This is a genomic window from Bacillus sp. NEAU-242-2 (assembly GCF_027853835.1).
Classification (GTDB): domain Bacteria; phylum Bacillota; class Bacilli; order Bacillales; family Bacillaceae; genus Bacillus; species Bacillus velezensis.
Genome location: NZ_JAPNNY010000002.1, coordinates 546,568 through 571,146, shown reverse-complemented (window position 1 = coordinate 571,146; position 24,579 = coordinate 546,568). Strand labels below are relative to the sequence as shown.

At 48.2% G+C, this 24,579-nt stretch carries 25 protein-coding genes; 18 read left to right on the top strand and 7 right to left on the bottom strand.

The features are described 5' to 3' along the window. Nucleotides 1-13: 13 nt before the first annotated feature. A complete protein-coding gene (locus OWN49_RS07825) occupies nucleotides 14-1,225 on the bottom strand; it encodes an ammonium transporter (RefSeq protein WP_003151223.1) in 1,212 nt (403 codons plus the stop codon). Between the two features lie 252 nt (nucleotides 1,226-1,477). Here OWN49_RS07825 and OWN49_RS07820 point away from each other — a divergent pair, with 252 nt between their 5' ends. From OWN49_RS07820 to OWN49_RS07810, 3 genes are all read left to right on the top strand, one after another. Beyond that, nucleotides 1,478-2,044, top strand: a complete 567-nt coding sequence (locus OWN49_RS07820) for an isochorismatase family protein (protein WP_007614320.1) — start codon at nucleotides 1,478-1,480, stop codon at nucleotides 2,042-2,044. Then, nucleotides 2,041-3,405 (top strand): MFS transporter, encoded by a 1,365-nt coding sequence (locus OWN49_RS07815; RefSeq protein WP_176283581.1) that lies wholly within the window; start codon nucleotides 2,041-2,043, stop codon nucleotides 3,403-3,405. The genes OWN49_RS07820 and OWN49_RS07815 overlap by 4 nt, the downstream gene beginning before the upstream one ends. Before the next feature lie 163 nt (nucleotides 3,406-3,568). Then, entirely contained in the window at nucleotides 3,569-5,023 is a 1,455-nt protein-coding gene (locus tag OWN49_RS07810; RefSeq protein ID WP_102422818.1) for an NCS1 family nucleobase:cation symporter-1, read from the top strand. Between the two features lie 36 nt (nucleotides 5,024-5,059). Here the strand turns inward: OWN49_RS07810 and OWN49_RS07805 are convergent, their stop codons facing one another. Beyond that, entirely contained in the window at nucleotides 5,060-6,256 is a 1,197-nt protein-coding gene (locus OWN49_RS07805) for an MFS transporter (RefSeq protein ID WP_024085905.1), read from the bottom strand. 24 nt (nucleotides 6,257-6,280) lie between these two features. After that, nucleotides 6,281-6,694 (bottom strand): MarR family winged helix-turn-helix transcriptional regulator, encoded by a 414-nt coding sequence (locus tag OWN49_RS07800; protein WP_176283580.1) that lies wholly within the window; start codon nucleotides 6,692-6,694, stop codon nucleotides 6,281-6,283. A 331-nt stretch (nucleotides 6,695-7,025) separates the two neighbouring features. On the opposite strand from OWN49_RS07800, the gene spoIIID reads away from it, so the two are divergent. The 4 genes from spoIIID to OWN49_RS07780 all read left to right on the top strand — a co-directional run bounded on the left by spoIIID (nucleotide 7,026) and on the right by OWN49_RS07780 (nucleotide 10,291). Further along, the gene (spoIIID, locus tag OWN49_RS07795; RefSeq protein ID WP_003151236.1) at nucleotides 7,026-7,307 is read left to right on the top strand and encodes a sporulation transcriptional regulator SpoIIID; all 282 of its coding nucleotides are present in this window, start codon (nucleotides 7,026-7,028) and stop codon (nucleotides 7,305-7,307) included. Nucleotides 7,308-7,486: 179 nt separating this feature from the next. Then, the gene (mbl, locus tag OWN49_RS07790; RefSeq protein ID WP_003151237.1) at nucleotides 7,487-8,488 is read left to right on the top strand and encodes a cell shape-determining protein Mbl; all 1,002 of its coding nucleotides are present in this window, start codon (nucleotides 7,487-7,489) and stop codon (nucleotides 8,486-8,488) included. A 159-nt stretch (nucleotides 8,489-8,647) separates the two neighbouring features. After that, the gene (locus OWN49_RS07785) at nucleotides 8,648-9,445 is read left to right on the top strand and encodes a flagellar hook-basal body protein (protein ID WP_007614310.1); all 798 of its coding nucleotides are present in this window, start codon (nucleotides 8,648-8,650) and stop codon (nucleotides 9,443-9,445) included. Nucleotides 9,446-9,469: 24 nt separating this feature from the next. Then, nucleotides 9,470-10,291: a flagellar hook-basal body protein gene (locus OWN49_RS07780; protein ID WP_176283648.1), complete on the top strand. Its 822-nt coding sequence runs from the start codon at nucleotides 9,470-9,472 to the stop codon at nucleotides 10,289-10,291. Between the two features lie 17 nt (nucleotides 10,292-10,308). On the opposite strand, the gene OWN49_RS07775 is transcribed toward OWN49_RS07780, so the two are convergent. After that, nucleotides 10,309-11,373 carry a response regulator aspartate phosphatase gene (locus OWN49_RS07775; protein WP_060673909.1) on the bottom strand — a complete coding sequence of 355 codons (1,065 nt, stop codon included), beginning with the start codon at nucleotides 11,371-11,373 and terminating at the stop codon, nucleotides 10,309-10,311. 195 nt (nucleotides 11,374-11,568) lie between these two features. Here OWN49_RS07775 and fabZ point away from each other — a divergent pair, with 195 nt between their 5' ends. Continuing rightward, on the top strand, nucleotides 11,569-11,994 hold the full coding sequence (gene fabZ, locus OWN49_RS07770; RefSeq protein ID WP_003151242.1) for a 3-hydroxyacyl-ACP dehydratase FabZ: 426 nt from the start codon (nucleotides 11,569-11,571) through the stop codon (nucleotides 11,992-11,994). Between the two features lie 56 nt (nucleotides 11,995-12,050). Next, on the top strand, nucleotides 12,051-12,446 hold the full coding sequence (mscL, locus tag OWN49_RS07765) for a large conductance mechanosensitive channel protein MscL (protein ID WP_015418395.1): 396 nt from the start codon (nucleotides 12,051-12,053) through the stop codon (nucleotides 12,444-12,446). A 44-nt stretch (nucleotides 12,447-12,490) separates the two neighbouring features. Here the strand turns inward: mscL and OWN49_RS07760 are convergent, their stop codons facing one another. Next, on the bottom strand, nucleotides 12,491-12,901 hold the full coding sequence (locus OWN49_RS07760; RefSeq protein WP_003151245.1) for a YwpF-like family protein: 411 nt from the start codon (nucleotides 12,899-12,901) through the stop codon (nucleotides 12,491-12,493). Nucleotides 12,902-13,073: 172 nt separating this feature from the next. Here OWN49_RS07760 and OWN49_RS07755 point away from each other — a divergent pair, with 172 nt between their 5' ends. The 4 genes from OWN49_RS07755 (at nucleotide 13,074) to OWN49_RS07740 (ending at nucleotide 15,712) form a co-directional block, all read left to right on the top strand. Further along, nucleotides 13,074-13,427 carry a hypothetical protein gene (locus tag OWN49_RS07755; RefSeq protein ID WP_003151247.1) on the top strand — a complete coding sequence of 118 codons (354 nt, stop codon included), beginning with the start codon at nucleotides 13,074-13,076 and terminating at the stop codon, nucleotides 13,425-13,427. Between the two features lie 97 nt (nucleotides 13,428-13,524). Beyond that, complete coding sequence (locus OWN49_RS07750) at nucleotides 13,525-13,866, top strand: single-stranded DNA-binding protein (protein WP_003151249.1); 342 nt, start codon at nucleotides 13,525-13,527, stop codon at nucleotides 13,864-13,866. 209 nt (nucleotides 13,867-14,075) lie between these two features. After that, nucleotides 14,076-14,858 (top strand): DeoR/GlpR family DNA-binding transcription regulator, encoded by a 783-nt coding sequence (locus OWN49_RS07745; RefSeq protein WP_003151250.1) that lies wholly within the window; start codon nucleotides 14,076-14,078, stop codon nucleotides 14,856-14,858. Further along, nucleotides 14,855-15,712 carry a Cof-type HAD-IIB family hydrolase gene (locus tag OWN49_RS07740; RefSeq protein ID WP_176283579.1) on the top strand — a complete coding sequence of 286 codons (858 nt, stop codon included), beginning with the start codon at nucleotides 14,855-14,857 and terminating at the stop codon, nucleotides 15,710-15,712. Before OWN49_RS07745 ends, OWN49_RS07740 begins: the two co-directional genes overlap by 4 nt. A gap of 113 nt (nucleotides 15,713-15,825) precedes the next feature. Here OWN49_RS07740 and OWN49_RS07735 read toward each other — a convergent pair whose 3' ends face one another. Together OWN49_RS07735 and OWN49_RS07730 are read right to left on the bottom strand one after the other, a co-directional pair. Then, nucleotides 15,826-18,600 carry a DEAD/DEAH box helicase gene (locus OWN49_RS07735; protein WP_060673911.1) on the bottom strand — a complete coding sequence of 925 codons (2,775 nt, stop codon included), beginning with the start codon at nucleotides 18,598-18,600 and terminating at the stop codon, nucleotides 15,826-15,828. Beyond that, nucleotides 18,587-20,197 (bottom strand): SWIM zinc finger family protein, encoded by a 1,611-nt coding sequence (locus OWN49_RS07730; RefSeq protein ID WP_069473606.1) that lies wholly within the window; start codon nucleotides 20,195-20,197, stop codon nucleotides 18,587-18,589. The genes OWN49_RS07735 and OWN49_RS07730 overlap by 14 nt, the downstream gene beginning before the upstream one ends. Nucleotides 20,198-20,400: 203 nt before the next feature. Here OWN49_RS07730 and OWN49_RS07725 point away from each other — a divergent pair, with 203 nt between their 5' ends. The 5 genes from OWN49_RS07725 (at nucleotide 20,401) to OWN49_RS07705 (ending at nucleotide 24,517) form a co-directional block, all read left to right on the top strand. Beyond that, on the top strand, nucleotides 20,401-20,544 hold the full coding sequence (locus tag OWN49_RS07725) for a hypothetical protein (RefSeq protein ID WP_003151259.1): 144 nt from the start codon (nucleotides 20,401-20,403) through the stop codon (nucleotides 20,542-20,544). A gap of 215 nt (nucleotides 20,545-20,759) precedes the next feature. Next, nucleotides 20,760-21,506, top strand: coding sequence for a YveK family protein (locus OWN49_RS07720; RefSeq protein ID WP_070082498.1), 747 nt, complete (start codon nucleotides 20,760-20,762; stop codon nucleotides 21,504-21,506). After that, entirely contained in the window at nucleotides 21,493-22,182 is a 690-nt protein-coding gene (locus tag OWN49_RS07715; protein ID WP_014305982.1) for a CpsD/CapB family tyrosine-protein kinase, read from the top strand. The genes OWN49_RS07720 and OWN49_RS07715 overlap by 14 nt, the downstream gene beginning before the upstream one ends. 45 nt (nucleotides 22,183-22,227) lie before the next feature. Then, nucleotides 22,228-22,992 carry a tyrosine-protein phosphatase gene (locus OWN49_RS07710; protein ID WP_077722964.1) on the top strand — a complete coding sequence of 255 codons (765 nt, stop codon included), beginning with the start codon at nucleotides 22,228-22,230 and terminating at the stop codon, nucleotides 22,990-22,992. 199 nt (nucleotides 22,993-23,191) lie between these two features. After that, complete coding sequence (locus OWN49_RS07705) at nucleotides 23,192-24,517, top strand: UDP-glucose dehydrogenase family protein (RefSeq protein ID WP_025649367.1); 1,326 nt, start codon at nucleotides 23,192-23,194, stop codon at nucleotides 24,515-24,517. The last annotated feature ends 62 nt before the right edge of the window (nucleotides 24,518-24,579 follow it).

Below are 24,579 nucleotides of genomic sequence, written 5' to 3'. Positions count from 1 at the left end.
GCCACTCCTCACTTTATAAGTCCTGATATGCTTTTTCCCCGTGCATCGTTAAATCAAGCCCAAGTGACTCTTCTTCTTCGCTGGCGCGGAGGGGAATGAACAGACCTACAATTTTAATGATAACGAAAGTGACAATAAATACAAATACGTAGGTTGCCGCAATGGCTGCAATCTGCTTCCAGAGCAGTCCCGGATCGCCGTAAAACAGCCCGTTTGCCCCGCCGTCATTGACGGAAGTGGTGGCGAATAAACCGGTCGCGATGCCGCCCCATGTCCCGCCGATTCCATGCAGGCCGAAAGCGTCAAGCGCATCATCGTATCCGAAAGTCTTTTTAAGCCAATACACGCCCCAGAAGCAGACAAGCCCGCCGATGAAGCCGATTACGATGGAAGAGAACGGCGTAACGAACCCGGCAGCCGGCGTAATGGCGACAAGCCCGGCAATAGCGCCTGATACAGCACCCAGCATGGTCGGTTTTTTGTTCAGCATCCATTCGATTAAAATCCAGCCGATAATTCCGGCCGCAGCCGCGGTGTTTGTGTTAATGAAGGCAAACATCGCGATACTGTCAAGCGTGAGGGCGCTGCCGACATTGAAGCCGAACCATCCGAACCAAATGAGCGCCCCGCCCAAGAACGTGTAAATTAAGTTGTGAGGCGAAGCCGCCGTGCCGTCCTTGCGTTTCCCGAGCACAATCGCCAGCACGAGCCCGGCGACCCCGGAAGAAATGTGGACGACGTTTCCGCCTGCGAAGTCAAGAGCGCCCATTTGGCCGATCCAGCCGCCGCCCCATACCCAATGCGCAACGGGCGTATATACGAGGGAAGCCCACAAAAAGGAAAATACAAGAAAAGCACTGAATCTCATGCGTTCAGCAAATGCTCCGGAAATAATGGCCGTCGTCAGTACGGCAAACGTCATTTGGAACATCATGAATAATGAATGCGGGATCGTATCACTGTAACTTCCGGGTTCAAAGCCGACCCCCTTCAGCCCGGCCCATTCAATCCCGCCAAGCCATGTATTCCCGGGGGCAAAAGCAAGTGAATATCCGTACAAAACCCAAACGACGGATACGATGGCGAGGGAAGAAAAACTGTGCATCGCCGTGCTGAGCACGTTTTTGCTTTTTACCATTCCGCCGTAAAACAAAGCCAGCCCGGGGGTCATCAGCCACACGAGTAAAGCGCAAAAGAACATAAATACTGTATCGCCCATCTGCATGTTGTATTCCTCCGTCTCATTCAAAATGTAATCGTGATTAATTCATTATTATAGAGAAAAAAGAACGATAAAACATTTTCGTGTAAGGTTATCTAACATGGTTTTTTGCGTTCATAATGTCGCTTTTTCAAAGGGGTGTCATGCGACTTTATATCCATAAAAAGAGCGCCGGAGCATGGCGGAAGAAATCCTGTCCGGGAAAGAGTAAAATAAACGGGGTGAGAAACACTAACTGCATCAGGAGGAATCATTATGACAACATCATTGAATCTGCAATTTGAAAAAACGGCTTTGGTCATTATTGATTTACAAAAAGGTATTGTGCCGATGGATAAAAGCGGTACCGTTGTGCCGAACGCGAAAAAATTAATTGATGTGTTCCGGGAAAAAGGCGGATTTATCAGCTTTGTGAACGTGGATTTTCATGACGGAGCGGATGCGCTGAAGCCGCTGACGGATGAAGAGGCGGCGGGCCATTCGGCTCCGCCGGCGGATTGGGCTGAATTTGTGCCTGAAATCGGAGTGAAAGAAAACGATTATACGGTAACAAAACGGCAGTGGGGCGCGTTTTTCGGCACGGACCTGGACCTTCAGCTCAGAAGACGGGGAATCGACACGATTGTGTTATGCGGGATTGCGACAAACATCGGTGTGGAAAGCACGGCGCGGGAAGCTTTTCAGCTCGGATATCAGCAAGTTTTCGTAACTGACGCGATGGCGACATTCAGTGATGAACAGCATGAAGCGACACTCAAGTTTATCTTCCCGAAAATCGGCAGAAGCCGGACGACGGAAGAATTTATCGCACAGACAAAATGACAATCTCCAAAAAAAGCCGCGTCCTGTTTTTGACGGCCGTGGCTTCGGGGACGATGCTGAACCCATTGAACTCGTCGATGATTTCTCTTGCGCTTCACAGTATTCAGCATGAATTTCACCTGTCGTTTACAACGGTGTCCTGGCTGATATCGTCCTTTTATCTTGCCAGCGCGGTGGCGCAGCCTGTTACTGGGAAGCTCGGTGATATGCTCGGCAGGAAGAAGCTGTTTTTGATCGGGCTTCTGCTTGTTGCCGTCTCGGCGGTCGGCGCGCCGTTTGCGCCGACTTTTATGACATTGCTGATCATGCGGCTTTTTCAATCGATCGGAAGCAGCGCGATATATCCGTCCGGCGTCGGATTGATCCGTTCAAATATACAGGAGAAGCAGGCTTCGGCGCTGGCCGTCCTGTCAATCTTTGCATCAGCCATGACGGCGCTCGGTCCGACTCTCGGCGGTTTTCTGATCGTTTGGGGAGGGTGGCCGGCGATCTTTTTCGTCAATCTGCCGTTTATCATTCTCAGCTTTTTTCTCGGAATGTATATGTTTCCGAAAGATGAAAAACGCGAGATCGGCGGCTTGAAAGGCGTGCTCCGCCAGCTTGATACGATCGGGATACTTCTGTTTGCCGGAGCGATTATCCTTCTCCTGTCGTTTTTATTGTCCTTCAGTACGAAGCCTCACTATACAGAAGGCGTATTCGGGCTTTTGTTTGTCGGGCTGTTTATCTGGCGCGAGCTGAAAACGGAGAAGCCGTTTATTGATGTCAGGCTGTTTAAAACGCATCGGAAACTATCGTCGGTGTATATTCAATTTATTTTGCTGAATATATTCTTTTACTGCATCTTTTTCGGGCTTCCGAGCTATTTTCAGGATGAAATGCATTTGTCCGTTCAGACAAGCGGATTGATTATGCTGTTTATGTCGGGCATGAGTATTCTGGTGTCGCCTTTGACCGGAAAATGGATAGATAAAAAAGGGCTTCTTCAGCCGATTGTTGCCGGAACCTGCCTGACCGCGCTCGGAGCGGTGCTGTTAACGTTTTTCTTCCTTCAGGCGCCCATGATAGGAAAAGGGCTGATCCTGTCCGTGCTGGGTGTCGGCTACGGCTTCGGAAATGTCACGTTTCAGGCGGCCATGCTGAAAACGAGCCCCGCCGACATGGTCGGAACAACGTCCGGCCTGTTTCAGACCTGCAGGTATCTCGGTTCGATTTTGTCTTCTGTCATTTTGGGCATTCTTTTCGGGAAAGAAATTACCGCCGGCCATTTTCATATGCTTGGGACGATTCTTATCGTTGTCGGCGCCGTAAGCCTTTTGATGGCGTTCCGGTTTTCGGTTCTCCTCAAAAAAGCCTCTTAACAGGCGCAAAAAAAAGAGACGGGCTCTCCCCGTCTCTTTTTTTGTGTAATGTGCTCAAAAAACAAAACGATTATTGTCGACAGCAACCAATGTTATTTACGGAATTTTCAGTTATATTTTTTCACATGTGATGTAAGGAAAACGTACATGCGGGAGGGAGAAAATGAAAAAAACAATGAGTGATCGGCTAAGCAACAAAGATTTACTGCCTTTAGAAGACGGCGAACGGACATGGAAAGCAGTGAATTTTGCATCCATCTGGATGGGGTGTATTCATAATATCCCGACCTACGCGACTGTGGGCGGGCTCATTGCGATCGGCCTTTCTCCGTGGCAGGTGCTCGCCATTATCGTGACGGCGTCACTGATTTTGTTCGCCGCTTTGGCCTTGAACGGCCATGCCGGAACGAAATACGGCCTGCCTTTTCCGGTCATTATCAGGGCCTCTTACGGAATATACGGCGCTAACATTCCGGCGCTTCTCAGGGCGTTTACAGCCATCATGTGGCTCGGAATTCAAACATTTGCCGGGAGCACGGCTTTACACATTCTGCTTTTGAACATATGGCCTGGCTGGGGGAGTCTCGGCGGAGATTGGAATATATTCGGGCTTCATCTGCCGGGCTTTCTGTCGTTCATTTTCTTTTGGGGGATTCATCTGCTTGTGCTGCGGCACGGCATGGAATCGATCAAAAAATTTGAAGTGTGGGCGGGCCCGCTTGTATATCTCGTCTTCGGCGGCATGGTCTGGTGGGCGATAGATATTGCCGGCGGGCTCGGTCCGATTTACTCACAGCCGGGAAAGTTCCATACCTTTTCTGAAACGTTTTGGCCGTTCGCCGCCGGAGTGACGGGAATTATCGGAATATGGGCGACGCTGATCCTGAATATCCCTGACTTCACCCGGTTCGCCGCGTCGCAAAAAGAACAGATTCGCGGCCAGTTTTACGGGCTGCCGGGAACATTTGCGCTGTTTGCGTTTGCAAGCATCACGGTGACATCCGGATCACAGGTAGCATTCGGAGAACCGATTTGGGATGTGGTGGAGATTTTGGCCCGGTTTGATAATCCTTTCGTCATCGCTCTTTCGGTCATCACACTTTGCATCGCCGCCGTCTCGGTTAACGTGGCGGCAAACATCGTGTCACCGGCCTATGACTTGGCGAATGTCCTGCCGAAGTATATTACATTCAGAAGGGGAGGGTATTTGACCGCCGTTTTGGCTCTGTTCACAATACCGTGGAAGCTGATGGAGAGCGCCACGAATGTATATGCGTTTCTCGGACTCATCGGCGGGATGCTCGGACCGGTGGCCGGGGTGATGATGGCTGATTATTTTATCATCAGAAAAAGGCAGCTCTCAGTTGAAGACCTTTATTCGGAAACCGGACAGTACACTTATTACAAAGGCTATAATTACCGGGCCTTTGCCGCGACCTTTCTCGGCGCGTTTATTTCTTTAATCGGGATGTACGTCCCGGCGTTCGCCGGCATCTATGATATTTCCTGGTTTGCGGGTGTCATTTTGTCATGTCTCGGTTATACGGCGCTTATGTACATTCATCCTCCTTATGTAAAAGCGGAGGGGCGAATCGTGCGGGAAAGAGCGGCCGAATAAAAAAAGCCGGGGGCTGCCCCCCGGCTTTTTGTCATATCAGTCTGCGATTGAAACGTTTCCGTCCGCTTCAAGCGGCGTTCTTTTTTTCTGGCTCCAGCCATACAGGAGCAAAGCAATCAGGACGAACAGCCCCGCTGCCAGATAAATCGAATGGAATCCGGCCGAAGCGACGAAGAGGCCGAATACATATGACCCGCCGGCAATCCCGCTGTCAAAGAAAGTGAAGAAGGTAGCCGTCGCAAAGCCTGAACGGTGTCCGGGCGAATTCTGAATCGCCAGCGTCTGCATACACGGTACGATAGAGCCGTATCCGAGACCGATTACGGCACCGGACAAGAGAAGCATGAGGGCGCTGTTTGTCATCGCCAGCATGCAAAGCCCCGCGGAGAACACGATAATCGACGGATAGATGACGATTCCCGGCCCCACTCTGTCAAACAGCTTTCCTGTGAAAGGACGGGCGGCCATCATCGTCACGGCGAAACAGACGAAGAAATAGCCGCTGACATCCAACAGGTGGATCGTCTTTGCATAAACGGATAAATATGAAGTCACACTTGAATAACAGAAAGAAATGGACAACCCGACAATCGCGATTTTAAGCGCGCCTTTTTCAAACATGTCGGAGAAAGAAAAACGGAAGACAGTCGTTCCGCTGTTGTTTTGATCCGGCACACGAATCATAAAAGCAATCAGTAAGCCTAAAGAAACAAATACGGCAAAAAGCGTAAAGAAAACCGGGAACGATATGACTTTCACAAGGCTCAGTCCGAGAAACGGACCGATCGCCATGGCAAGGTTCATAGACATCGCGAAATAACCGAGCCCCTCGCCGCGCCGCTTGGCGGGAATAAGGTCAGCGGCAATTGCGCCCGTGACCGTCGTTAAAATGCTGAACCAGATGCCTTGGAAAAAACGCAGTCCGAGCAGCAGATAGAAATTGTGTATCGGCAAATACAGATAAGAAGACAGGGCGAACAGCGCCAGAGATACAATCGTCATTCTTTTCTTGCCGAACCGTTCAATAATTGCCCCTGAAAAAGGACGGGTGATAATAGCAGATAACAGGAACAGGCTGATCAAAAGCCCTCCTTGTGATTCACTGCCGCCAAGCTCCTGAATCATATAGATAGGCAGCACGGCCAAAAATGTATAAAAGAACACAAAGACAAATAAATTCACGAGTACGACCATAATAAAATCTTTGGTCCAGATCGAGTCAGATTTACTCAAAAGTACAGCACTTCCCTTTCTTTTTTATTTCGTTAAAAACACATTCAGAAACTCAGAAAAAGCTTCCTTATCTCCATCTTGGAAATCCGCAAGCATGTCTTCCTCGAACTTCAGCATCTCTTGATTGATGCTGTTGTATTTCAATTCAGCTTCCTTCGTCAGGACGACGAGCTTTTCCCGCTTGTCTTCTCCCTGTTCCCGCTGAATCCAGCCGTTTTCTTCAAGGCGTTTGATCGTTCTGGTAACGGTCGGCGCCTCTACGTTCAGATAGGACCAGATTTCTTTTTGGGTCATCGGTCCGAACGTTTTTAAGCAATATAGGATTGACCATTGAGAGGAGTACAGGCCGAATGGTTCCAGCCGTTCATTGGCTTTCTTCGTAATCAGGCGGGCGCATTGATTGATTTGATGAATGAGGCGTCTGTTGACGTGGATCATTTCCGTTCTCCTTTTCAAAAAACTTACCTAAGTAACTAATTGTGCTGTTTCATTCTACAGCAGGATCGCGCGGATGTAAACCCCCTGTTCAAAAAGCAGAAAATTATGACCCGCCCCTTGTCCTTATTGAGTTTTTAGCATATTCCCAATTCATTGCTAATACACTGTTACAAACCTATCAAAGAGAGTGTTTGAGGTGAGGGATCGTGGGCATATTTCTAAAACCTTCTTATATAATCGGACAACGAAGAAGCTGCATCATCAGTGAATCTGTTACAGAATACGGATCTCATTTCACACTTCTCACATCCAACTGGGGAGGTCGAGTGGTGTGCACGATTACATCAAAGAGCGAACAATCAAGATTGGTAAGTATATCGTGGAGACGAAAAAAACCGTTCGTGTCATTGCGAAAGAGTTTGGTGTTTCCAAAAGTACCGTACACAAAGATCTGACAGAACGCCTGCCTGAAATCAATCCTGACTTGGCGAATGAAGTAAAAGAAATACTCGATTATCATAAATCCATCAGACATTTAAGGGGGGGCGAGGCGACGAAATTAAAGTACAAGAAGGATGAAATTCTTGAAGGGGAGCCCGTTCAGCAGCCGTAGCGCCTGACGTCTGCCGGGCCCTTTTTTCTCCTCCGGGCGGTTTCGCGAATATCCGCAAAATTTTGTCAAGAACTTATATCGTTCAGCAGCTTTTTTTTGATAAATTATGATAATATATATAATTAGGGCACAATGTGGATATTTTACTGTGAAACAGATATCAAGGAGGATATAAATAGATGTTTGCAAGGGATATTGGAATTGACCTCGGTACTGCAAATGTACTGATCCATGTAAAAGGAAAAGGAATTGTTCTGAATGAGCCTTCCGTTGTGGCACTTGATAAAAACAGCGGCAAAGTGCTGGCTGTCGGTGAAGAAGCCAGACGAATGGTTGGACGTACACCTGGGAATATTGTTGCGATCCGTCCGCTGAAAGACGGCGTAATCGCAGACTTCGAAGTAACTGAAGCCATGCTGAAACATTTCATTAATAAGCTGAATGTAAAAGGACTTTTCTCAAAACCGCGCATGCTGATCTGCTGCCCGACGAATATTACGTCCGTTGAGCAAAAAGCGATTAAAGAAGCAGCTGAAAAAAGCGGCGGAAAGCATGTGTACCTTGAAGAAGAACCGAAAGTTGCCGCTATCGGCGCGGGTATGGAAATCTTCCAGCCGAGCGGTAACATGGTTGTTGACATCGGAGGCGGTACGACAGATATCGCAGTTATTTCTATGGGCGATATTGTCACCTCCTCTTCTATTAAGATGGCTGGGGACAAGTTTGACATGGAAATCTTAAATTATATCAAACGCGAGTATAAGCTGCTGATCGGTGAACGTACCGCTGAAGATATTAAGGTGAAGGTCGCAACGGTTTTCCCAGACGCACGTCATGAAGAAATCACCATCCGCGGCCGTGACATGGTTTCCGGTCTGCCGAGAACGATTACAGTAAACAGCAAAGAAGTGGAAGAAGCCCTTCGTGAATCAGTTGCCGTCATTGTGCAGGCCGCCAAGCAGGTTCTTGAAAGAACACCGCCTGAATTGTCCGCTGACATCATCGACCGCGGCGTTATCATTACCGGCGGGGGAGCGCTGTTAAACGGGCTTGACCAGCTTCTTGCCGAAGAGCTGAGGGTGCCCGTTCTTGTCGCTGAGAACCCGATGGATTGTGTTGCGGTCGGAACCGGCGTCATGCTGGATAACATGGACAAGCTTCCAAAACGCAAACTGAGCTGATGATAAAACCTCATTCTGAAAAAGAATGGGGTTTTTTTCTGTCAAACCCTTCACGAACGGGAATGTAAATCCGATAATAAGAAAAAATGCTGATTTTCATTATAGAACAAACGTTCCGGTTAGGCAACTGGAAATAATGCTATTTCAGAGGTGGAAGACTTGTTAAAAGGATTATATACCGCAACGTCCGCAATGATTACACAGCAGAGAAGAACGGAAATGCTGTCAAATAACATCGCAAACGCGAATACGTCAGGATACAAAGAGGATCAAGGTTCAATCCGCGCCTTTCCCGAGATGCTTCTGAGCCGAATAGAAGGCGACAAAAAAACGAAAATCGGTTCCGTCAACACAGGTGTATACATGCAGGAGCTGAAACCGTTGTTTACGCAGGGAAGCCTGAAAACGACCGATCAGCCGACCGATATCGCGCTTATGGAGAATCAGGTTCCCAAGAATGCCGAAACGAATGAAAACGCCGAGCTGTTTTATCCCGTGCAGACTGCGGGCGGCGTCCGCTATTCAAAAAGCAGCACTTTCTCATTAAATGAAAACAATCAGCTTACGATAAACGGAAACCTTGTTTTATCAACAAACGGACAGCCGATTACAGTCGACAATGAAAAATTCACCGTATCAGAAAACGGAACGGTCACGACAAACGGCCGGCCGGCGGGGCAGATTGACATCAGGATGGAAGAAGACGTGCGCAATCTGAAACGGGACGGCAATGACCTATACAGCACGGCCGACGGCTCTGAACTGCCGAGCGCGGCGGCGAATCCCCAGGTCTCGTATTCATTAAAGCAAGGCGTCTCGGAGCTTTCGAATGTGGACGTGACGAGCACGTATACAGAAATGACGGAAGCATACAGATCATTTGAAGCCAATCAGAAAGTCATTCAGGCTTACGATAAAAGCATGGATAAAGCCGCAAATGAAATCGGCAAAGTGTAACAAAATGGGGGACGTTCAATTATGATGCTCAGATCAATGCTGACGGCTTCAACAGCCTTAAATCAGCTTCAGCAGCAGATGGATACAGTCAGCAGCAACCTTTCAAACAGTGATACGACAGGCTATAAAGCGAGGGACTCCCGCTTTTCCGAGCTGATCAGACAGCAGTATGACCATATAGATGACAAAAAGGAAAATTCGCCGAACATGCGGAAAACGCCGCCCGGCCTGCGTCTCGGCGCCGGGACGGTCATGACTCCGCAGCTGGACTCAGGGCAGGGAAGCATCAAAAAAACCGACCGTGACCTTGATATCGCGTTCACCTCACCTTATCAATATCTTCAGGCAGAAGCGGACGGACGGCGGATGTATACAAGGGACGGCTCACTTTCCCTCAAGCCGGTCGGCGGAAATGACCGGCTGCTTCAGCTGATGACAGCGGGAGGCAATCCAATTCTCGATGAGAACGGCCAGCCCATACAAATTGACAGTTCGCTGAATCAGCTGAAAATCAGCAAAACCGGAACGCTGACTGCTTCAGACCAGGCAGGAACCCGTTCGCAGACGTTTAATCTCGGCATCGTCAATGTCAATAATCCTCAGGCCCTTCATGCGGAAGGGGATAATCTGTTTTCCGTAAACGGAGCGGGTGCTTCAGCGATTGAAGAGCTTACCGGCGCAAACCGGCAGGCAATCGGCATGGAGCAGGGCGCGCTTGAAAGTTCAAATGTCGATATGTCAAAAGAAATGACCGACCTAATCGTGTCTCAGCGTTCCTATCAGCTGAACAGCCGCACGATTACATTGGGAGACCAAATGCTGGGCTTAATCAACTCAGTCAGATAAAAGAAGGGGCGTTTTGATCAGCCGCGCATGATAAAAAATGCGGCTTTCTCAAAATCGCCCTTTTTTTTGTAGTAATCAGTAATATCCTGAAGCAGCACTTCCAAATCCACCCACGCTTCAATTTTCTGCAGCTCCAGCACGAGCTTCTGCAACCGGTCGTACGGGTCCTCCTGAGCGGTGTACAGTATGTTGAGCGCGGTCAGCTTCAATTTCATAATCTTGTTCTGCACTTTTTCAGATATGTATAAACCTTTCTGCAGCACGGTTTGTCCTTCGGCGGCATATCCGGTTTTAAAAAGTGCTCTGACCGCTTCGTATACACAATGCAGGTAGGAAACGGGAGACTCTTTCTCGAAACGCTGATTGCCCAATACCTTTTTGTAAAAAGGGAGGGCCTCTTTATCTTTTTTCTGGGCGGTCTTTAAAAAACCAAAATTATAATAGGCGTGGCACAGCAGGTTATTGTCATTGATCCGGTCCGTTATCTTTATGGATTCATTAAAGAGCTGTTCTGCGTCTTCATAGCGTGCCTCGTCTATGTAATTCACGGCGAGAAGCAGCCGGCAGCTGAGTGTTTTTTTGATGTAGCCGAATTCACCTTGATAGATCTCCAGCGCTTTATTGACATATTGAATGGAGAGCGCAGGCGACTTCATCATGTAATATGCACCCGCTGTTTTATAATAAAATTCAGCGGCTTCGAAACGGTCCTGAATGGCCGGCAGGTACTGTTCAGCTTCTTTAAAGCGGCAGACAGCACGGTTCGGAGCGCCATTCACCATATGGAATAACCCTTTGAAAAAATAGAAATAATAAGTTAATTCATGATCCATCTCATCTTTGCGCCGCTTCAGCTCGCAGAACAATTTAGTCAGACCGTCTTTTTTCTCAAACAGCAGCTGAAACCGTGCGAAAAACAGCTGATATCTGAGATTGAGCTTTGCATTCTTTTGTAATTTGGGGAGATGCTGATTGATTTGTTCGTGAAGGGAACGGGCTAGATCGAATTGGCGTTTTCCCATGGCGTCATACCACTCATTCAGCATCACCAGCGTGCGTTTTTCAGTAAACTTAGCAATCATCTTCCAACCTCTTTGCATAGGGTAAAAATCTTTATTTATCATAACACATTAATGGACGAGGCTCATTGCCAGCTGGTTACAGTTTACAGCGCGGTTGAAAAAGAAATTGATTCATAATATACTTCCAAATGTACAGATTGGTTACCACTTATACCTTCTATACATACTATTGTCGATGAAGGAGATGTCAAGAGAATGCTTGATACTCAGCAAATTAAAGAAATTATTCCCCATCGCTATCCGTTTCTTCTGGTAGACAGAATTACGGAAGTCGAAGAAGGAAAACGGGCGGCGGGATATAAAAATGTGACGGCGAATGAAGATTTTTTTAACGGCCATTTTCCTGAATACCCTGTTATGCCGGGCGTATTAATCGTAGAGGCTTTGGCGCAGGTCGGAGCTGTGGCGATGCTGATTAAAGAAGAAAACCGGGGCAGACTCGCGTTTTTTGCGGGGATTGATAACTGCCGTTTCAAAAAGCAGGTAAAACCGGGTGACAAGCTGGAGCTTGAAGTGGACATTACACGTGCACGCGGTACGATCGGACGCGGAAAAGGCGTTGCCAAAGTTGACGGCGAGCTCGTGTGTGAAGCTGAATTAACCTTTGCGCTCGGAGAATAAAAACAAACAGATGGGCTTATAAAAAAGCCCATTTTGTATAGAAAGGGGTGAATGTAATGTGGTCAGAATTTAAAAGCTTTGCGATGCGGGGCAATATCATGGATCTGGCAATCGGTGTCGTCATCGGCGGCGCTTTCGGCAAAATTGTGACGTCGCTCGTTGAAGACATCATCATGCCGCTTGTCGGCCTGCTTCTTGGCGGTCTTGATTTTTCAGGGCTGGCGGTGACATTCGGCGATGCCCATATCAAGTACGGAAGCTTCATTCAAACGATTGTGAACTTCTTCATTATTTCATTTTCTATCTTTATCGTGATCCGCACAATAGGCAAGCTGAGACGTAAAAAAGAAGCAGAAGAAGAGGCTGAAGAAGCAGAAGACACAGATCAGCAGACAGAACTGCTGACTGAAATCAGAGATCTGCTGAAACAGCGGGCTCCTCACAATGACTAGGGCACAAAAAAGGCTGGATGATTAACGTCCGGCCTTTTTTATGATTATAATTTTTGTTTAAACGCTTCAATCAGCCGGCTGCCCGAGTAGCCTTCTTTTACGAGCGACTCCAGAATGCTTTCTGATCCGGGGTGGTTTCTTGACACCATTTGACCGTAAATTAAAACTTGTATACTCTTTTCCAGCTCCACGATATTTTTGATGCTTCCCGTCAGCTGGGCGGGGCGGTTGCTTTTTTTCGTAATCGTTACAAACACCTTCGCTTCTTTCTGGCTTTTCATCAGCATGTCAAAAAAAGAAAAGTGTTCGGCCGGGACCAGTGCTTCAATTAACCAGTGATTTTCTCCGTCCTCTTTGTTGATAATCAATCCGTCTAAAAGGGGAAACTGTTCAATCGGCTGATCGTCTTTATCTAAACGTTCCACATTCAGATCAACCAGTTTAAAGGTTTTCATCTCTTATTTTCACCCCTGTTGTCCATGTTTTTCGTTCATTTATTATAACACATATCATTTTTCCCGGGAAAATGCTGTAAGACATGCTTCATCATTTTTGTAGGCGGTCAACATTTAATCATTTCTATTTTTTCATTATAATGTAAAAGAATATGGTCATGGAGAGATGCTTATGAATCAATTGCGCCTGAAGGAAATCTATATAGAAGACGGTTCAAGGCGAAAAGACGATCATTCCTACTTGGTATGCAAAAAGGAAGATTGTGAGGTGCATCTTAACAGAAGGGGAAATGTCGTCTTTTTATATGAAACAAAAGACCGCATGGAACAGTATAAAATTCAGCTTTCACTGACTGATAAAAAGCTGAGTTTTTACTGGTTCGCATGGGACGGCGGAAAGTTTGTCCGCATGTTTGAGAAAGACTGGCTCAAAACGAAACTTTTCTCGCGGCTGCTCAAAAATACATATTACATAAGCGGTCAAAAACAAAAGTTTTTTTTATCAGAAAGAAAAACAAAAACATAAAAGCAGCCTAAACGGATAACGGCTTTTTCCGCTTTTTGCTTTCATGAGCCCTTGTACTACAATGAAGCCAGCCTCGAAAAAGAGAGGAGGATACGGCTTGTTTAACCACGTTATGCTTGTCGGCCGGCTGACGAAAGATCCGGAGCTCCGTTTTACATCAGCGGGCATTCCCGTCGCGCATATTACGTTGGCGGTAAACCGCAATTTTAAAAGCGCGTCGGGTGAAACCGGAACCGACTTCGTCAACTGCACCATCTGGAGAAAAAACGCTGAAAACACGGCATTGTACTGCCAAAAAGGGTCAATGGTCGGTGTAAGCGGCAGAATCCAGACGAGAAGCTATGAAAAGACAGACGGCGTAAAAGTTTATGTGACCGAGGTCATGGCTGATACCGTTCGGTTTATGGATCAGAAACGGAAAGAGCCGCTGGCTGAATAGCATGCTTTTTTCCTCGATTTCCCGCCTTTCAGCGGGCCCCGCAATACCTCCTTCCCACTCGCCAGTCGAAAGACTGGTTTTTTTGTGCGGAAGCTGAAAAATGGTTAAAAAGAAGTGATTTTGCTTATAAATACTTAAAAACATTGAATATATTGGGATAAAAACTTATAATTACTTACAGATAAGTGACGAAAAAAGGGAATGAGGACGTGTATCAAGAAGAAAGACTGATTGCGATAATGGAATATTTGAAACAGCACCGGCGGATCACCGCAGAACAGATATGTTCGCTGCTTCATATTTCAAGAGATACCGCAAGAAGGGACCTTGTAAAGCTGAAAGAGCGAGGGGCCATTATCAGAACACGGGGCGGCGCGATTCTGCCGTCAGTGAATCAGGAAGTTCCAGGCTATTCGGGCCGGCTGAAAACCGTTTCTGAAGAGAAAAACAAAATCGGCAAGCTGGCCGCATCCCTGATCCATAAAGGGGACCGGATCATCCTGGACACCTCGACAACCGTGCAGGCCTGCGCGGAGCATTTAAATGTCACCGGCTGCACTGTTATTACAAATTCGATCAATCAGGCCGATATCCTTTCCGCAAAAGAGGGAATTGATATTCACCTGCTCGGCGGAAAGCTCCAGAAGGAACACCGGTTTTTATACGGGGCTTCCGTTGTAGAAAAACTGGGGGATTATCACGCTGATAAGGTGCTGATCGGCGTTGTCGGCATCTCGGAAAACGGCCTGACGATTCCGCATGAAGAAGACGGCATGGTAAAGCGTAAAATGATCCGACAGGCTGAACAGGTGATTGCGCTGAGTGATCACTCGAAGCTTGGCCGTACGAGTTTTTATCAGTATGCAGACCTGCACGAGGTTGACCTGCTGATTACCGATCGGCTGCCTGATCAGGATTTTTGCGATCTGCTCGACCGGCACGGCGTAGAATTGCTTGTAACTGAATCTGAAGAAGAGGATGAGGACATGTGAAACTGATTGCCATAGATCTGGACGGCACACTGCTGAACAGCAGTCATCAAGTAAGCGATGAAAACAAGCGGGCTTTAAGGGAAGCCCGGCAAGCGGGAATTGAAATCGTGGTTTCCACGGGACGCGCGCATTTTGATGTGCACTCCATATTCGAACCGCTCGGCATAAAAACATGGATTATCAGCGCAAACGGAGCCGTCATTCATGCTCCTGACGGCAGCCTGTACCACTGTGAAGCGATTGAAGAATCAAGAGCCCGCGGCATTTTGTCATGGCTTGAAGAGAATCAATATTATTATGAGGTGTTTACAAACAAAGCCATCTATACGCCTGAAACCGGCAGGCAGCTGCTCGATATCGAAATGGACCGGGTGAAAAGCGCCAATCCGGAAACCGATCTTTCTGTTTTGGAACAGGCGGCTTCAGTGCAATACAGCCAGTCCGGCTTTGCTTACATTCATTCATACCGTGAGCTCTTTGAGAAAGAAGAGCATCTGGATTTTTATAATATTCTCGGATTTTCGTTTGATGAGCGGAAGCTGAAAGCGGGCTGGGACCGATTCAGCGGTCAGAAAGATCTCACCCTTGTCAGCTCTGCCGATCACAACTTCGAACTGGCGTCTCGAAACGCCTCTAAAGGGCAGGCGCTCAAACGGCTGGCGCAAAAGCTCGGCATTCCGATGGCTGAAACCGCCGCGGTCGGTGACAGCTTAAATGACTATTCAATGCTTCAGGCGGCCGGAAAAGGCATAGCGATGGGGAATGCGAGAGAAGATATTAAAGAGATCGCTGATGCCGTTACATTGACAAATGATCAAAACGGCGTTGCGTATATGATCAGGAATTTACTGTGAAAGGTATGGCGATACTGTTCATGACTGGCGTGACGCATTCATGGCAAATGCGGCGTAACAGTAAGGACGACATAAAAGACCGGCTCTTCCCGAGAGAGCCGGTCTTTTTGCGTTTAATGTGATTGCGCCGATGCGCTGAGGGTGAATAATTCTTCAAGCTCATCGGATGACAGCTCGGTAATCCAATTTTCACTTTGGATAATCTGATCGTTCAAAGTTTGTTTCGTTTCGAGCATGGCATCAATTTTTTCTTCAATCGTTCCCGTCGTAATGAGTTTGTGAACGTGGACGAACCGTTCCTGGCCGATTCGGTAGGCGCGGTCGGTCGCCTGGTTTTCCACCGCCGGATTCCACCACCTGTCATAGTGAATGACATGATTGGCAGCCGTCAGATTCAGGCCGGTTCCGCCCGCTTTCAGTGACAAAATCAGCGTCGGGTATTCTTTCTTCTGGAACCGTTCGACGAGAGAATCGCGTTCCTGCTTGGACAGGCTTCCGTTTAAAAACTGAACCGGTTCTCCGAATGTTTTTTCCAGGAGGCGCTTCATCATGTTGCCCATCTGAATGTATTGGGTGAAAATGAGGCAGCTTTCCCCTTGTCCGCGGATCGCCGCCATTAAGTCAAGCAGCTTTTCCAGTTTGACGGATCTCCCGTTTAACAGCTCTGTCTGTTCTTCCTTCAAATAGAGCGCAGGATGGTCGCATATTTGCTTCAAGCGGCCGAGCATGCTCAGAATCAGCGCTTTCCGCTGCATCCCGGTCAGAGAAGCCATATGTTCAAATGTATCTTTGACAAGCTGTTCATAAAGGGATGCCTGTTCGGCTGAGAGCGGGATAAACTCTTTTTGTTCCAGCTTGTCAGGAAGATTAAGCGCCACTTCTTCATCCCGTTTTGTCCGGCGCAGTAAAAACGGCCGGATTAACTGCTGAAGCTGGTTGATTCTTTTTTCGTCACGGTCTTTTTCAATCGGCAGCACATAGCTTTTATGAAAGCCGGTCAGACTGCCGAGATAGCCTTTGTTCATAAAATCAAAGATCGACCAAAGCTCTGTCAGGCGGTTTTCCATCGGTGTTCCGCTCAGCGCAATATGATGGACGCCTTTCAGCTTTCTGATTGCGCGGGACTGCTTCGTATGCGCGTTTTTAATATTTTGCGCTTCATCAAGGCAGATGGTGCTCCATGTCACGGAAGAAAGCTCTTCCTGATCAGCGTGCGAGAGGCCGTAAGAAGTAAGAACGACATCCGCGTCCTGATAGGCCGGGACAAATGCTTCGCCCTTCGGCCTGCGGGGGCCGTAATGAAGCACGGCCTTCAGCTGCGGCGCGAAGGTCTGGAGCTCACGCTGCCAGTTGCCGAGCACCGATGTCGGCGCAATGATTAAGGCAGGCGCTTTTTGCCGGCCGCTTTCCTTCACATGGAGAAAATAAGCGATCATCTGAATCGTCTTTCCAAGTCCCATGTCATCTGCGAGACAGGCGCCGAAGCCGTTTTCCCGTAAAAACAGAAGCCAGTTCATGCCGTACATCTGATAAGGGCGGAGCTGGCCCTGAAACGCGGCGCTGACTTCATGCTCCGGCAGATCCCCGGCATCCGTCAGTTTGCGGATCAGGCTTCTGAGATGCTTTGATAATTCGATCTTGATCCCGGCAAATGCCGATGAGTCAATGATGTCCGTGTCCTCGGCTCCGTTTTCCCCGTGATCCATCAGTTCGCGCGCCAGCACGTCGGACATGTGGAGGCCCTCAGATTCCGCTTTTTCCATCAGTATTTTCATCTGTTTAATAAATTGCGGATCAATTTTCACCCATTGGCCGCGGATGTTGACGAGACGTCTGTTGTTTGCGACAAGCTCATTGAATTCATCCTCTGTCAGCTCAATTCCGTTTGTGGCGAATCTCCAGTTGAAATCAAGCAGAGCGTTCATGCCGACGAAGGACTCGCCCCGCGGGGAGGATGACACTTTCGCCTTGAGCATCATATTGCTGTCCCGGACAATCTGCCACCATGATGGGAGAAGAATCTCCACACCCATATCGACAAGCGTCTCACTCGCTTCCGATAAGAAGATCCAAGCCTCTTCTTCAGAGATCAGCGTCGTTCCTGAATCAAACGAAAGCCAGGGAACCGTTCTGCGGAAGCGGTCCTGTTCGCGCGCGATTTTTCCGCTGTATGCCTGCCACGCTTTTTTCAGACCCTTCAATCCGTCGAAAAAGGTGATGGAGCCGGTTTTTTTCTCACGTAAAAACATCTCGATTTTCCAGTCGTCACCGTCGAAATCAGGCTCGTTTAATCGGAGCCCGACGGTAAACGGCGTCAGATCGTCATGCCAACCGATTCCCTCGAGAAAATCATCTTCATCCAAAAAGGAGCCTTTAAACGTATGAACGGCCGGCGAACGGGTTTCGATCCGCCGCCATTTTTCCAGCAGGTCATCATTGTACTGAATGTAGTCCTGTACCGCGGCTGAGAACCAGTCTGCCGTAAAGCCTTCAAGCAAAAGCTCGCGGTCTTTGAAGCGCAGGACACCATTTTGCCATGCGTCATAATCCGGAAGAAAATCGCCGTCGGCAATAAATTCGTATATCGTCGAAGCCGCTTCGATTAACGGTTCCGTTTCCTTTGTCAGCTGCACGGTGCTGAATGAATTGAACGAGTTTTTTCCAAGCAGCTCGACGGTCATCCAAGGGCTGAGCAGAACGGCCGGAGTGCCGATGAAGCTGACGTCTTCAAGAAACGTTCCGTAAAAGGTGGACTCATGCCATTGGAACAAATGAGTCTTCATCTGACTGAGAGTAAGCGGCTGCTCCTTCTCATCATGGCTTGACAGCGTAAATGTCCAATCTTCCATTTGTTCAACATGAATGAAAATTTCCTTAAGACTCGCCATCAATCAACTTTCCTTTCTGCAATTCTTCTTGAAGGGCGCGCAGCCTCTTGTAGCTTGCGCTCAGCCGGCTGATATACCGCTCCCAAACCTGCTGTTTTTTTGCCTTTTTATAAAGCGTCCGCAGTTTTTTCAGATGACGCGCAGCCTCTTTATAGGCGCTGCGGTTTTTTTGGTCGATAAAAAAGGCCGCAGCCCGGTGATAGGAGGGGATGAGCGCTTCCGGATCACTGGCGGCAATTTCCTTCAGGATGTCCTTTTCGATTTCCCAGACGGAAAAACCGACGAGGCTGTGAATCTCCACCCATTCCGCGTACCGCCGTTTTTCGTACAGGTACTGGCTGTATTCGGTAAAGGTATAGGGAAGGCAGCCGGAAGCAAACCGTTCAAACAGCTGATCATCCCGTGAGTGCCGCGCATAATCCGCCAACAGCGCAAACAGCTCTCCGATGATGTCGCGCATTTCTTTAAACGGCTTATCAAGCTTCGTATAGTTCACGGCAAGCGGTTCGATCCGGCCATACCATGCTTTCAGCCGTTTCCAGTCTTTTTTCGCGGTGAGTTCACCGAGCCATTGAAAGGTGTACGGCAGCGCTTCAGGAGGGAAGCGGGATATATCTTCAAAGACCGCTTCATCATCTTTTTGCAAAAAGGCCAGATGAAGCCGTCCGAACCGCACTTCCGGCGAAAAACGGCGCCCGCTTTCCTGTTCGAGAATCTCCTGTTCACGCGCGACCCATTTCGGCCGGTTCAAAAGCGCGCTCCACATTTCACCGAATACCCGGAGGCGTTCGTATTGAAAAAGCTCTTCTTTCACAAGCAGTCTGCGGAGCACCGGAGGCGTCCGGTCTAAAAAAGGATCGAGTGAAAAAGACAAGGCGTACGTTTTCAGTCTGTCAATGGAGGAATAAATCGTATCCATCAGCTGTTCCACGTATGGATTAATGCTGTAATAATCTTTTTCGGCATCCAATCTGCCTGACTCAATCAAAGTGAACATGTGAAGCCAGACGGCAAGCGCCGAATGAATCTGATATAAGCTTTTAAGCTCGGGTTTTTTCGGGGCGTGTTTTTTGAGCGCTGACAGATAGCCGTAATAAAGGCCCTGCATCGTCTGGCTTCCGGCCGGCGTCCGCGCCTCCCACAGCGAGAATTCCGAATCAAAAAAAGCGAGCCAGCTTGACAGCGACTCTTCATTCGGCAGCACTTTTTCCTGAAACTGCCGGCGGACAAGCTCCCTGCTTTCCTCAAGCTTTTCTCTTTCCAGCCAATGTTCGGTAAAGGTACCGACCCGCTCGAATTGGGCATATACGTAAAGAAAAACGGCGAGCACGTGGCGGCAGATCGCCTCAGACGGGCATGCGCAGCCGCTTTTCACCATGAAAAATAAGTTCAGCGTGACCCTTACAGGCACAACATCCTGCACATATGCGGAAATCTCTGTCGGGGTTTGAACCTGTATACGATAGACGGAATCCTGCCGATATAAAATGAGTGCTTTCTTCATCAGCTGAACATTGTCTTCATTGTAAGGAAGAAGTTCTTTAAGCTGTTCAGCCGCTGCGAGCACATCTTCTTTAGCAATCATATCCTGAAGCATGATTATCGCTCCTAACGAGTCACAAAATAAAAAGATTCCAATTCCTCTATTATATCGCAACACATGGCCCGGAAAAAGTTTTTCCTAAAAAAGGACATAAAAACCCGAATGTGTCGAATGATGTATTAGAGATTGCAAAACAGCACCCGACAGCATATAATAATCTTGTTTTCAATTTAATGGAAGCCGAAAGGAAACGAATGATGAAGAAAACGAAGTTAGATCAAGAGGAGTTTCTGAAGATTTTAATGCATGCGCACGACATCGGTGAGCAGTCCTCTGAGATGACCACAAAAGAAATGCTTGAGAATTTGATTTCTTATATTAAAAATGGATATGCAACATAAAATCCCGCAGGCTCTTGGCCGCGGGATTTTTTAATCTTCCTGTGACACCAGCATTTAAAGCGCTTACAAATATAAATCGGATTGAAGTGATTGTCTGTTTTTGTCGAATTTTGTCATTTGAAAAGGTTAGAAATGACAGTTCAAAGCTGTATAATCGTAATTGGAAAAGATCATTGGAGGGAATGGGAATACACGGAAAGTGATATGGAGGTTATATGGGAGAATCTGCAAGCATAAAGGAAATATTCGCAATACTGAGAAAGCGTCTGCTGTTTATACTTATTATTACCGCGGCGGCATCTTCCGCAGGCGGTCTCATCAGTTTCTTCGCTCTTACGCCGGTCTATGAAAACTCAACTCAAATTTTGGTCAGCCAATCCAAAAACAATCAAAAAGAAGTCCAATTCAATGACGTTCAAACCAACCTCCAATTAATCAACACGTATAATGTCATCATCAAAAGCCCGGTCATCCTCGATGAGGTGATTAAACAGCTGCATCTGTCCATGACTTCGAAAGAGCTGGAATCGAAAATCACGGTATCCAGCGAGCAGGATTCACAAGTCGTGACGATTGCCGTTCGGGATACGGATGCTAAGCGGGCGGCCGTTATGGCAAATGCGGTTGCATCCGTTTTTCAGGACAAGATCACCGCCATCATGAACGTTGATAATGTCAGCATCCTTTCAAAGGCCGAAGCGTCGGACAGCCAGTCACCGGCAGAGCCTAACCGTAAGCTGAACATCGCGATTGCGTTTGCCGCCGGACTTTTGGGCGGAATCGGTCTCGCCTTTTTGCTGGAACATCTGGATAATACGATCAAATCGGAAGAACAGCTGGAAGCGCTGCTCGGCATCCCGATCCTGGGAACGGTTACTTCAATCAGTACAAAAGACAGCGTTGCCAAAAATGTGAGGATGGCGGAAACCAAACAAGCGGGAGGCGGACATGTTGACGCGTAAAAAAGACAAACCCGGAAAACGAAGCGTGATTGCGATGTCTGAGCCGAAATCCATCAACTCAGAACAATATCGCACGATCCGCACAAACATTGAATTTTCTTCCGTTGATACGGAGGTGAAGTCCCTTTTGATCACATCCGCCGGTCCGGAAGAAGGAAAATCGACAACCGCGGCCAACCTTGCCGTCGTATTTGCACAGCAGGGGAAAAAAGTGCTTTTAATTGATGCGGATCTGCGCAAACCGACGGTTCATTTCACCTTCAAATTGGATAACGGAACCGGATTAACGTCGCTGCTGTTAAAACAGCTGCCGTTTCAGAAAGCCGTCCTGCCGGCTGATGAAGCAAACCTGGATATTTTAACGAGCGGGCCGATCCCGCCCAATCCGGCGGAGCTTTTATCGACGGGTGCCATGAAAGATCTTCTGTCAGAAGCAGCCGCAGTTTATGATAAGGTGATTTTGGACACGCCTCCCGTTTTGGCCGTAGCCGATACGAAAATATTAGGCAGCTACACTGACGGGGCCATTATGGTGATCTCAAGCGGGAAAACGGACAAGGAAAAAGCGGCCAAGGCGAAAGAAGCGCTCGATTACTGCCCGTGCAAGCTCCTTGGGGCCGTTATGAACGGGAAGAAACAAACGAAACATTCGGACTACGCCTATTACGGACAATAATGTCACAATGGGCGCGGTCCATTCTTTTTAAGGAGGGATTGAAATATGATAGATATCCATTGTCACATCCTTCCTTCCATAGACGACGGCGCGGCGGATGATACAGAAAGCCTGAAGATGGCGAGAGAAGCGGTCAGACAGGGGATTGATACGATCATCGCGACGCCGCATCATGTGAAATACCGCTATGACACGGATCGGCATACGGTCAACGAAGCGGTCAGCCTGTTAAACAAACGTTTGAATAAGGAAGGCATTCCGCTGACTGTCCTGCCCGGCCAGGAAATCAGAATAGACGGAGATCTGCTGGCAGGTCTTCAAAGCGGCTCGCTTGTCCCGCTCCATAATACAAAGTATGTGCTGGCGGAATTTCCGGCGGATCATGTCCCGGCCTACGCTGAAAGGCTGTTTTATGAACTGCAGCTGAACGGATATGTCCCCGTCATCGCCCATCCGGAGCGGAACAGGGAAATTCGCGAAAACCCTTCCGTCCTTTACAGTCTTGTGAAGAAAGGGGCGGCCGCCCAAGTGACGGCCGGCTGCATTGCCGGAGCATTCGGGCGGAAAGCGAAATCCTTTTCGCTGCAGCTGATGGAAGCGAATTTGATCCACTTTCTCGCATCTGACGCCCATAACCTCGGACCGAGGAATTTTTATTATCAGGAGGCGCTCGGCGTTCTGAAAAAAGAAGCAGGGGCGGAGCTGATTTACATGCTTACGGAAAATGCGGCGCTTCTCACTGAAAACAAAGCCGTTTATAAGGAACCTCCGCTGCCTGTGGCCCGCCGTAAGCGCTGGGGTCTTTTTTAATCGTCGTCTCCATCCCGTTTAAATGAAGCGTAAGCGGCTGTTTTGCAAGATGATTCGTTTATGCTTATGCTATTATCAGCGGCCGGCGCCGTTTTTTCCTATCATGGCCTCAGGCTTCCGGCATTCCGCCGGCGCCGGGATCATATGATAATAACGGTAAGCTGCCCAGCAGCAATTTCTAAACGGTTGGGGGAACACGATGAAAATAACAGTGATCGGAACAGGCTACGTCGGTCTTGTGACAGGAGTGTCTCTTTCAGAAATCGGCCATGACGTAACATGCATTGATATTGACGAACGTAAGGTTGAGCAGATGAGAAAGGGATTGTCCCCTATCTTTGAACCGGGCCTTGAAGATATGATGAAACGAAATATCGGCCGGCATCGGCTGGCATTTGAAACAAGCTACGAAAAAGGGCTTGCGGAAGCGGACGTTATTTTTATAGCGGTCGGAACGCCGCAAAAAGAAGATGGGCACGCAAACCTTACTTATATTGAAAATGTCGCCGAACGGATTGCCGAACATATTTCTAAAGATGCGATCGTCGTGACAAAAAGCACGGTTCCCGTGGGAACGAATGACAGGATCAGCGAAGTTATTCATTCAAGGCTGAGAGCGGACGTGAACATTTCAATCGCTTCGAATCCGGAATTTCTCCGTGAAGGTTCGGCGATTCACGATACCTTTCACGGCGACCGCATCGTGATCGGGGCTGAAGACCGGCAGACGCGGGAAACGCTTGACCGGGTTTTCGCGCCGCTTGCGATTCCGGTATATCATACGGACATCAGAAGCGCTGAGATGATCAAATATGCGTCAAACGCATTTTTAGCGGCAAAAATCAGTTTTATTAATGAAATTTCTCATATATGTGAAAAAGTCGGTGCGGATGTGGAATCAGTCGCACACGGAATGGGATTGGATAAACGGATCGGCAATCAATTCTTAAGAGCCGGCATCGGTTACGGCGGTTCCTGTTTTCCGAAGGATACAAACGCCCTCGTGCAGATCGCGGGACATGTGGAGCATGATTTTGAATTGCTGAAGTCCGTCATTAAAGTCAACAATAACCAGCAGTCCATGCTGGTTGATAAAGTGCTGAACAGGCTGGGCGGTGTGACGGGGAAAACCATCGCGTTATTAGGGCTGTCTTTTAAGCCGAATACAGATGATATGCGGGATGCCCCGTCCATTGTCATTGCGGATCGTCTGGCGGCTCTTGACGCCCGGATGACAGCGTACGATCCGATCGCTTCATTCCGGGCTTCCGGGCTGCTTCCGGCTGCGGTTTCCTATCGGGAGTCCATAGAAGAAGCCGTCAGGGGAGCGGATGCCGTCCTGATTCTGACAGATTGGGAACAAATTAAACACTTCCCGCTTGAAGCGTACAAAGAGCTGATGGAAACCCCGGTTATTTTCGACGGGAGAAACTGCCACTCGCTTGAGGAAGCGGAACAGGCCGGCGTGGAATATATCTCAATCGGAAGAAGAGCCGTCGTGCCTCAGACTGATTCTGTCACTTGAAAGGCCGGCGGTCCGCGCCGGCCTTTTATCATACAATCATTAGAGACGAAGGAGATATTAAT